At 53.4% G+C, this 10,841-nt stretch carries 6 protein-coding genes and 1 tRNA gene; 6 read left to right on the top strand and 1 reads right to left on the bottom strand.

Going from position 1 to position 10,841, the window contains the following annotated elements; translation table 11 throughout:
* Positions 1 to 38 precede the first annotated feature (38 nt).
* Positions 39 to 1,607 (bottom strand): Ig-like domain-containing protein, encoded by a 1,569-nt coding sequence (locus tag F1529_RS04805; protein WP_155132547.1) that lies wholly within the window; start codon positions 1,605 to 1,607, stop codon positions 39 to 41.
* A 367-nt stretch (positions 1,608 to 1,974) separates the two neighbouring features.
* Here F1529_RS04805 and dnaG point away from each other — a divergent pair, with 367 nt between their 5' ends.
* The 6 genes from dnaG to F1529_RS04775 all read left to right on the top strand — a co-directional run bounded on the left by dnaG (position 1,975) and on the right by F1529_RS04775 (position 10,840).
* Positions 1,975 to 3,924 (top strand): DNA primase, encoded by a 1,950-nt coding sequence (gene dnaG, locus F1529_RS04800; protein WP_155132544.1) that lies wholly within the window; start codon positions 1,975 to 1,977, stop codon positions 3,922 to 3,924.
* A gap of 135 nt (positions 3,925 to 4,059) precedes the next feature.
* Positions 4,060 to 5,961: an RNA polymerase sigma factor RpoD gene (gene rpoD, locus F1529_RS04795; protein ID WP_007151383.1), complete on the top strand. Its 1,902-nt coding sequence runs from the start codon at positions 4,060 to 4,062 to the stop codon at positions 5,959 to 5,961.
* Positions 5,962 to 6,135: 174 nt separating this feature from the next.
* A tRNA-Ile gene (locus F1529_RS04790) sits at positions 6,136 to 6,212 on the top strand.
* A 218-nt stretch (positions 6,213 to 6,430) separates the two neighbouring features.
* On the top strand, positions 6,431 to 6,655 hold the full coding sequence (locus tag F1529_RS04785) for a helix-turn-helix transcriptional regulator (protein ID WP_093472777.1): 225 nt from the start codon (positions 6,431 to 6,433) through the stop codon (positions 6,653 to 6,655).
* Complete coding sequence (gene hsdR / locus F1529_RS04780; RefSeq protein WP_155132541.1) at positions 6,655 to 8,970, top strand: EcoAI/FtnUII family type I restriction enzme subunit R; 2,316 nt, start codon at positions 6,655 to 6,657, stop codon at positions 8,968 to 8,970. Before F1529_RS04785 ends, hsdR begins: the two co-directional genes overlap by 1 nt.
* Positions 8,855 to 10,840, top strand: coding sequence for an ATP-binding cassette domain-containing protein (locus F1529_RS04775; RefSeq protein WP_155132538.1), 1,986 nt, complete (start codon positions 8,855 to 8,857; stop codon positions 10,838 to 10,840). The genes hsdR and F1529_RS04775 overlap by 116 nt, the downstream gene beginning before the upstream one ends.
* Position 10,841: the final 1 nt, after the last annotated feature.

Below are 10,841 nucleotides of genomic sequence, written 5' to 3'. Positions count from 1 at the left end.
GACACCATCCGGGGTCTGCTCATCGACGAACTCGGCGGTCAGGTCGTTAAATAAAAGGTCTCACGGGTGGCTTCGTTACCGGCCAGATCCGTGGTGGTCACCGATAACGTCAGCAGGCCCTCCTCCAGCCCGGTCACATCTACACCGGTGAGAGACCAGCTGCCATCAGACTGCACCGTTGCGGAACCGCTGGCACTGTTGCCGTTGCCGTCCTCGATGACGATGTCCAGCTCACGGCCGGGTTCCACGTCGTTGACCCGGCCATTGAAGTCCACGTCGGCGACTTCAGCGGCATTCAGAATGCGTCCCACATCGGACGTAATCGGACGCGGAATTTCGGCGACGGGATCGTAAATAATGGTGTCGCTGGCGGTCGCCGGGTTGCCGGCCACGTCTTCCACGCTGGCTTCCAGCGTCAGCTCACCAGGCGCCAGTGAAGACAGGTCCTGATTGTCGAGCTGCCAGGCGCCACCGCTGACCTGGGCAGTAAAGGTAAGACTGTCGCCGGCTTCATCAGTGATGACCAGAGTCACCGTCTGGCCATCTTCAACCTCCGTGACCGTGCCGGTGAAACCGACCATCTGGCCTTCCGCGGCATTCAAATAACCGCCCACGCCATCCGGCTGCACCGCATCGACAAACTCGGCGGTGATGGCCGCCTGGGTATCCATGTCCACGGTATCGGTGATGGTCGCCGGATTGCCGGCCTGGTCCACGGTGCTGGCGGTGAGGGTTAGCGTACCGTCGTCGAACACGTCCAGATCCACATCGGGAATCGACCAGTTGCCACTGGCATCCAGCGTGGCGGTCAATACCAGATCCGCGTGCCCGGCGCCGCTGACAGTCACCTCCACGTCGGCTCCCGCCTGCACATCGGCAAAGGTACCGCTAAGGGTGTTATCCACCGCTTCCACCGCATTGACCACATCATCAGTGCCGGTGGCGGTTTCCACATCCACACCACTGGCCAGCGTATCCTTGATGCTGTCGTCGGTGCCGGTAACCCGGTTGCCGTAAGGGTCCTGATAGGTAGCGACCGCGGTGAGCGGCCCTTCTGCCAGTGAACTCAGGTCTGCATCGGGCACCGAGAAACGGCCATCCTGCACCACGGCCGTAAAGGTCACGGAACCGCCCTGGCCATCCAGAACAATCACATTCACCACGGTGTCATCGAGAATATCGGTGGTCGTGCCCACCAGATCCACCGCATCCTGCTCAAAACGGTTTACGTAACCATCGCCGCCATCCTGAATCTGGATACTGATAGCGGCATCATTGGGAAGCAGGTCCGGGGGCGGACCCTGCCTGGTATCACGGGAATGATCCCCGGCATCGGCCACGCCACGGGTCTGGTACCCGGAAGCCGGGATATCACCTGCACCATCGCGGGAAACATTGGTGAAGAAAGATGCCAGAGAGGACTGGCTTGAAGAGGACGCCAGATCGGCTTCCGGGCTGCTGCTCTCCGGAAATTCCAGCAAGGGGACATCGGGAAGAACCGCTTCTCCAGGTTCCAACGGAACCAGAGAACCATCCTCCATCAACTTCCATACGACCCCATTCAGGTTCAAATACGCCTGAATAGCCACTGCACTTCCTTCTGCCATGGCCCTACCCTTTATTGTGGTGACGTCATTGCATTATTCACGCATGAATTCAGTTCTGCCAGTGATGTCAGCCTTAACATCGTGCATAAATTGTTGCGCAACAACAGCAACCCGGTATCAAATCCAGCAGCCCGTCGACTCTGTCACAACGCCCCAGTTTCTGGTTGAATACCGTCCCTTTCTGGCAGAAACCACCCGGCCTGTCTACACTACTATTGCTGCTGTGCCGGAAGAGTTTTTCTGAACCTGTTCGACGGGGCACACGTCCAGCCACGCCGTTTTTTTGCTATCAGTCCACTTAACCGTTGCGCACGAACGCCTGGCCAGGATTCGGCAGGGCGATTGAGATCACTTAACAGACCCTTATATGGCACGCATTCCGGAAAATTTCACACATGATCTGTTGGCCCGTACCGACCTGGTAGAGCTGATTGATGCCCGCGTGCCCCTGAAAAAAACCGGCCGCAACTACAGCGCCTGCTGCCCCTTCCACCAGGAAAAAACGCCCTCCTTCACCGTGGCTCCAGACAAGCAGTTCTATTATTGCTTCGGTTGCGGCGCCTCCGGCAATGCGGTGGGCTTCCTGATGGAATACGAGCATCTGAGTTTCCCGGAGGCAGTCAAACAGCTGGCCAGCCGGGCCGGCATGGAAGTGCCCGAATCCCGGCCGGAAACCGCCGCCGACCGGCAAAAGAAGGACCGGCTACAATCGCTCTACGACCTGCTCAGCCGCGCCGAAAAGTTCTACGCGCAGCAGCTGCGCCAGGCGCCAGAGCGGCAAAAAGCAGTGAATTACCTTAAAAATCGGGGATTGAGCGGCGAAATTGCAAAAAAATTCGCGATTGGGTTTGCACCACCCGGTTACGATAATTTGATCAACGGCCTGTCACTCACCGAAACCAGCCTGGAGCACGCCCTCACCGGCGGGCTGCTGGTACGCAAGGACGACACCGGCCGCACCTACGACAAATTCCGCGATCGCATCATCTTCCCGATCCGCGATAGCCGCGGGCGCACCATCGGCTTCGGTGGCCGGGTGCTCGGCGACGGCAAACCGAAATACCTGAACAGCCCGGAAACCCCCGTTTTCCACAAGGGCCAGGAGCTTTACGGGCTGTGGGAATGGCGCCAGAGCCGCGACCGCAGTGACCGTCTCTATGTGGTGGAAGGCTACATGGACGTGATCGCCCTGACCCAGCACGGCGTCCCCAATGTGGTCGCCACCCTGGGCACTGCCACCACCGAAGATCACGCCCGCAAACTGTTTCGCCAGGTCAACGAAGTGATTCTCTGTTTCGACGGCGACAAGGCCGGCGTCCGCGCCGCCTGGCGGGCTCTCGAATCCCTGTTGCCGGCGCTGGATGACGGCAAACAAGTGCGCTTCCTGTTCCTGCCAGACGGCGAGGACCCGGACACACTCGTGCGCCAGCAAGGCCCCGAGGCGTTGCGAGCACTTACTGACAAGGCCGACGCCCTGTCCACTTACCTGTTCCGGCACCTGTCCGAAGGGCTCGACCTGGACACCGTGGACGGCCGTGCCCGGCTGGCCCGACTGGCCCTGCCATTCCTGGACAAACCCGCCGGCCCGGTTTACCGCGCCCTGCTTACCGAAGAGCTCAGTCGCCTTACCCGGCTGGACAAGGAATCGCTGATCCAGCTCAAACCCGCCCCGGCGGCGCCTCGCCCAACAGCCCCCCCCGCCCCCTCAGAGCCCCCTCAGGATGCCAGCGCGTACGGCTACGAAGACGCAGGCTATCCGCCGGCGGAGGACGACCCTGGCATGCCCTACCCGGAAGACTTCGGCTTTGCGGACGACGGCAACCAGGGCAATGCCGGCTTCAACGGCGACAGCCCCAATCGCACGCGCCCCAACCCACGCCAGAACAGCGGCCGCAAAGGCCCGCTCACCCTGGCTGAGCGCCTGGTGTTGGTGCTGCTGGATTACCCTTCACTGATTGACCAACACCCGCTGCCCGAGGGCATCGATACCCTCCCGCTGCCGCATATCGACCTGCTGGTCCAGGTAGCCGGCCTGTGCCGACAGAACCACAGCGCCGCCGCGCTGCTTGGCGCCCTGATGGCGCTGGAGCAGGGCGAAACCCTGTCTCGCCTGCTCAAGGCCAGCCTCAAGCCGCCCATGGCCGAAGAAATGGCCACCCGGCTATGGCTGGATGCCCTGTCACAGCTGGAAGTGACCCGGCTGGAGGCCGCCCTGCTGGAAGTGGAACAGGCCGGCATGCCTGACCCGGCACACTGGCAGGCACTGCACAAAGCCCTGGCCGAAGCGCGCCAGCACGCCCGCAAACCCTTCGACTAGGCCGGCCCATGCAACACCCCCAGGGTTGCATTGACTGGCCGTAGCCCCCACATCCCGGTATAATACGCCGTTTTCCCACGCCACCATCACGCTGGCCAGCGCAAGCTTCCAGCACGACGTTACGGGCTTTATTGCATGACGACTCAAAAGCAGCAGCAACAATCTCAGCTGAAGCAGTTGATCGCACTGGGTAAGGAACAGGGCTACCTTACCTACGCCGAAGTGAATGACCACTTGCCGGATTCCATTACCGACACTGATCAAGTGGAAGACATCATTCAGATGATCAACGACATGGGCATCACCGTGGTGGAAAAAGCCGCCGATGCCGATCAGTTGACGATCGATGAGAGCGCCGACAGCACCGACGAAGTCGCCGCCGAAGAAGCCGCTGCCGTGCTCGCCTCCGTAGAAAACGAACCCGGCCGCACCACCGACCCGGTGCGCATGTACATGCGCGAAATGGGTACCGTGGAGCTACTGACACGCGAAGGCGAAATCGAAATTGCCAAGCGTATCGAAGAAGGCACCCGTGAAGTCCTGCACGCCCTCGCCTTCTGGCCCGGCGCCGTCGACATGGTGATCGACGAATACGCCCGCGTGGAAAACGAAGAGCGCAAGCTCACCGACATCATTGCCGGTTACCTGGATCCCAACGACGATGGCGCTGCGGCAACCAACGTCAACCGGGATCCTGCCTTCGCCGAAAAAGCCAAGAAAGCGGCGGAAGAAAAAGCCAAGGCCAAAGAGAAAGCCAAGGAAGAAGGCACTGACGACAAAGACAGCGACGACGATGAAGAAGAAGATGAAGGCGGCCTGGATCCTGTTCTGGCGGCAGAGCGTTTCGAGACGCTGAAAAAACTGCACGAAAAAGCCGAGCGCTCACTCAAGCGCAACGGTCGCGATCACGCCTCCAGTGCCAAGGCTCTGGAAGCCCTGGCCGAACACTTCACCCTGTTCAAACTGGTTCCGCGCATTTTCGACGGCATGCTGGTCGGTGCCCGTGACAACCTGGACCTGGTGCGTAAATTCGAGCGTCAAATCATGTCCGCCACCATTCGCCGCGGCGGCATGGATCGCAAGGATTTCATCAAGGTATTCCCTGGCAACGAAACCAACATGGACTGGATCGATGGCCAGCTGAAAACCAAAAAAGGCAAAGCCATCGCCGACAAACTCGGCGCAGTCAAAGAAGATGTTCAACGTGCCCAACGCAAGATCGGCACCATTGAAGACATCATTGGCCTGCCCGTGGGCGACATCAAGGAAATCAACCGTCGCATCTCCATCGGTGAAGCCAAAGCCCGTCGCGCCAAGAAAGAAATGGTGGAAGCCAACCTGCGTCTGGTTATTTCCATCGCCAAGAAATACACCAACCGCGGCCTGCAGTTCCTCGACCTGATTCAGGAAGGCAACATCGGCCTGATGAAAGCCGTGGACAAGTTCGAATACCGCCGTGGTTACAAGTTCTCCACCTATGCGACCTGGTGGATTCGTCAGGCAATCACCCGTTCCATCGCCGACCAGGCGCGCACCATCCGTATCCCGGTACACATGATAGAGACCATCAACAAGATCAACCGGGTACAACGTCAGATGCTGCAGGAAATGGGCCGCGAACCGACCCCGGAAGAACTGGGTGTCCGTCTGGAAATGCCGGAAGACAAAGTCCGTAAAGTACTGAAGATCGCCAAAGAGCCGATCTCCATGGAAACCCCCATTGGTGACGATGAAGATTCCAGCCTCGGCGACTTTATCGAAGACGGCAACATGGAATCGCCGGTGGACTCTGCCACCTCACTGGGCCTGGAAGAAGCCACCCGTGATGTGCTGGCCAACCTGACCGCCCGTGAAGCCAAAGTCCTGCGCATGCGCTTCGGCATCGACATGAACACTGACCACACCCTTGAGGAAGTGGGTAAACAGTTCGACGTAACCCGTGAGCGTATCCGTCAGATAGAAGCCAAGGCGCTGCGCAAACTGCGCCACCCGAGCCGCAGCGAACACCTGCGCAGCTTCCTCGACGGCGACCTGTAAAGAACGCCCGACGCTAGACGCCGGATGCAAGACACGACCCGGGCTGCGATGCAGTCCGGGTCAATAATAAAAAAGGAACTCCCTTTCCCGGAATCAAATACACGTTATAATCCGTGCCCGCATAACACGCGCGGCACGTCTGGCGTCAAAGTTTCAGCGCCGAACAACGCTTCAGGGCCTATAGCTCAGCTGGTTAGAGCAGTCGACTCATAATCGATTGGTCCCAGGTTCAAGTCCTGGTGGGCCCACCAATTTCCCCGTTCGTTTTCCTCCTGTGTTCCTGTAACCATAGTTTGGCCGCTTTGGACAAACTATGGTGATAATGCAGGCATAGTTTGTCCGCCCCTCAGCTAACCACCACTACCCCACCCGTCATAATCTAAGTCAAACTGACAAATTGTCACCCCTTCTTACAAGTCATGGTACTCTCGGGCTTCATCCCTAAAACAAAAGTACCAGAGGCACAGCCATGATCCGCTGCCATCTCGCCCGCATGATGGGCGAGCACAAGATGCGTATTGCCGACGTTGCCAGAGAAACGGGGTTAAGCCGCGCCACGGTGACCTTGCTCTATAAAGAGACAGCCCAGAAAGTGGATTTGGAAGCCATTGAACAGATCTGCGTACTATTCGATTGCACTGTGGGCGACCTGCTGGAGTTGGTGCCAAACCCAAGTGACCAAGGAGTGGCCTGATGGCATCTGAAGCAGATACCCGAGCAAATTATATCGATCCTGCATTACGGGCAGCAGACTGGCAGCCGAGTAATATCATTCGGGAGCATTACTTCACCGACGGCAGAAAAATGGCCGGAGGGGTACGTGGGCGACGTTGCTTCGTAGATTACTTGCTTCACAAAGACAATCGGTATCTGGCCGTAGTAGAAGCCAAAAAAGAATCCGAGCATCCAACCAAAGGCCTGCAACAAGCCATCGACTATGCGAGCAAGCTTCGTGTTCGTTTCGTCTATTCCAGTAACGGTAAACAAACCTACGAATTCGATCTGGAAACAGGCAAAGGCGATTACATTGAGTTTTACCCAACGCCTGCTGAACTGGAAAGGCGTTATGCCGGAGAAACAACAGATTTAAGTCAGGAGTTAAGAAACGTCCCTTTCCATTTAGAAGGGGCCATGCAGCCACGCTACTATCAAGAGCTGGCAGTTCATGCGGCAACAGATGCCGTCGGCCAAGGCAAATCCCGCATTTTGCTCACACTGGCCACCGGCACAGGTAAAACCTTCATCGCCTTTCAAATTGTTCATAAGGTATTTCAGGCACGCTGGAACCGAGATAATCCCGGTTCACGTAGGCCACGCGTTCTGTTTCTGGCTGACCGTAATATCCTGGCCGACCAAGCCATTAACACCTTCAACCCCTATGAAAAAGACCTGATCAAAATCAACGGAGAAGAAGTACGTAAACGCAATGGTGTGGTGCCAACCAACGCACACATATTTTTCGCGATCTATCAGGCGATTGCGGAACGAGAAAACATTGATGGCTACTACAAAGCCTATCCCAAGGGTTTCTTTGATCTGGTGTTGATTGATGAGTGTCACCGTGGTGCTGCCAATGAAGCAGGCTCCTGGCGAGCCATACTTGATCACTTCAGTAGCGCCGTGCATTTGGGCTTAACAGCTACGCCGAAACGAACAGACAATGTGGACACCTATGAATACTTTGGCCAACCCGCATATGTTTATTCACTGAAAGACGGTATCAATGATGGCTTCTTGACTCCCTACCGAGTTAAGCGAGTTAGAACCAATCTAGATGAATTAGTGCTCACCAAAGATGACGTGATCGTCGAAGGTGAATCTGGCCAGGATTTGTATCAAGTCGAAGACTACGACCGCAAAATTATTGTAGATGAACGAACAGAACTGGTCGCCAAAGCCATCTTACAAAATATCAACCCGCTGGAAAAAACCATTGTCTTTTGTGAGAACCAAAACCACGCGCTGACCATGCGCGACATGATTAATAAATACAAAGCCGTAAAAGACCCGCATTACTGTGTACGGGTCACCAGCGACGAAGGCAAGGTCGGCCGGGAACTGCTGGAAAAATTCCAGGATAACGACAAAGACATCCCAACCATTATTACCTCATCACAAATGCTCACTACCGGTGTCGATGCCCGCAATGTCCGCAATGTGGTACTGGATCGAACCATCGGCTCGATGGTGGAATTCAAACAGATTGTGGGGCGCGGCACCCGAGTTTTTGATGGTAAGGACTACTTCACCATCGTCGATTTTCGGGGTGCGACCAACAACTTTTATGATGAGGAATGGGATGGCGAGCCCGAAGCGCCAGAGCCAGGCGTAACACGTGAACCGACACCGCCACCCTACACGGCAGAGCCGCCCGAAGACGGCGAAGGGCTGGAACCAGAGCCAGGTGAGCCGCGCCCGAGGTTAAAGGTAAAACTTGGGAAGCACCGCGAGCTCAAGGTCATCGATATTGAAACCCGTTATATCGACGAAAATGGCAAACCTCTCACTATTCAGGAATTTGTTGAGCGGTTAATTCAACAACTGCCAGGCCTGTTCAAAAGCATTGATGAGCTTCGTGATATCTGGTCAGACCCAGACCTGCGCGAACAACTCCTGGCTAAATTGGTACAGGCTGGCTTTGATAAAGAACAGCTCTCGACCCTGCGCCGGATGTTCGAAGCCGACGACTGCGACATGTTCGATCTGCTGGCGTTTTTAGCCTTTGAACAACCCATGGCCACCCGTAAATCCAGAGCAGAAGTCGTGCGATCCAACAGCGCATTCTTCGACCAGTACCAACAGGCAAAGGCCAAACAATTCCTGCATTTTGTCCTGAATCGCTACGAGAAAACTGGCATTACTGAATTGGCACGTGAGCGCCTGCCAGCGTTGATTGAGCTATCAGGCATTGGCACCACCAGAGACGCTTCCGCAGCTTTTGGCGGAAAACCTGCCGAACTACTCAAAGCATTCAAAAACCTACAACGGCAACTTTATCACGCGGGCTAAAATGAAACTAAAATTATCCCCCAACCCTCTTTATGATCAACAACAAACCATATTTCTTGGCAAAGTAACCACTTTGATTGGCGAAAACGGATCGGGAAAGTCGAGCATACTGCAATCAATTTTCACGCAGAAGTTATCCGAACAAGATTATGTCGACCACAAGATTGTATGCTTTTCATCTGGCCAAAATGAAAAATTCTCAAACGAATTTTCAAAACACCTCCGCCAAACAAAATCCGATGAAAACAATCTGCATTTTTCGTGTTTTTATTTTGACAAATCCTGGTCTAGATTGCTTATTTTCCTTTCCACCTCGTTGAAACAAAAAGGGATGGTGCGTCAGTTTTTATCCAGCTCAGGTTATATAGAAGAGGTTGATGGCCTAGACAAATCAAGCACGCTCAAAATTGCGTTTCGAGTTGACTCTCAATATGTCCGAAAAGTCCAGGATGCTTTGAACAGAGAGGCTCGCGGAGACATGGAAACAGTAAGACAGACTGCATTTCACCGAACATTAGAGAGCTTTATCGAAACGTGCGTAAAATCAAGATATGACTTCGATGAGCCTATTAAAAAAGAACTTTTTGACCTCTATCCTGAAAATATACACTCGACATCCTTTGACACAGAAAGAGTAGAGGAGGGAGATGATCTCTCCAGTAAATTTGATCCTGAAGTTGGTTTTTTTATTCGGGCTTGCCACAATGAGAATTTCCTAAACAAAGAGGCCTCTTCTTTGTTACTTAAAGATGGTCTAGAACTAGGCGATCTTAGTGATGGCGAGTTTCAAATTCTCTTCTTGTACGCAATCATTGACTTATTTGATAGCGATAATACCTTATTCATTTTCGATGAAGCCGATTCGCATTTGCATTTTAAGAATGTTGAAAAATTCTGGTCTTGCCTTAAAAAAATACAAGGAAAGACAGTATCGACTACGCACTTGTTAGATTCAATATACTGCGTAGGCGTGGAAAATATTAGGGTTTTGAATAGAGGACAAGTTCACCTTCCTTCTGACTCTCATGAGCTAATCAAACGCCTTTCCCAGCTTTCAAATATAAAAAAATCAGAATTCAAGGCTTACACATATTATGAAAAAATAGTTGTCATAGATGATTGGAACGACTGGTATATTTTTAAAGAACTATACAAAAGATCAAATCACCATCTCAGCATGAACAATGAGAACGTCGATGAGATTCTCGACAAAATAGCAATAGCAAAGGTCAGCTCCGACTGGAATAACCATAATTGTGAATTTGCGGCATCAAAAGTAAAGTGGGTCGAAAACTTCACTAAGTTCTGCGAAGGCCTAGACATCAAGACGAAAGACATTTATTTAGTTTGCGACAGAGACAATCTACCTATAGAGGGCATTGGTACAGAACAGTCTCCGCTAGTCGTCCAAGGCATAAAGGTCAGAAGTGAAAATGGCATAAGAGCCCACGTTCTAAGTTGGCGGAGACGAGAGATAAAGCATTACCTCCTTTCACGTTCAGCATTGGGCGATTGCGTTGCCGTAGTGAATAACCACAAGCTACCTAAATCTGCACACCTTCAATACTGTCACAATGGTGATTATCTTCTTGAGGAAGATAATGATGGCCACAAAAAAATACTTGAAAGAAAAAGGGTTAGAACTGGAAACAATTCAGAGAAAGACAAACACCCCATTTATAACAATCACTTAGCATCACTACCATCTGATTATGTGAAAGATTTATTATCGCCATTCATTGAAGAGATCGAGCAAGAACCACTAGGTTTCAACCAAGGATTGTTTCAAGAATTTATTTCTAATATAGAGCCTAGTGAAATTAGTGAAGACATCACCAATATGTACAATTTTATTATCGGGAAACTCTAAG

Source organism: Alcanivorax sp. VBW004 (assembly GCF_009718865.1).
GTDB lineage: Bacteria > Pseudomonadota > Gammaproteobacteria > Pseudomonadales > Alcanivoracaceae > Alcanivorax.
Note: the sequence above shows the minus strand (reverse complement) of the source record. Positions and strands in the feature narration are given on the sequence as shown.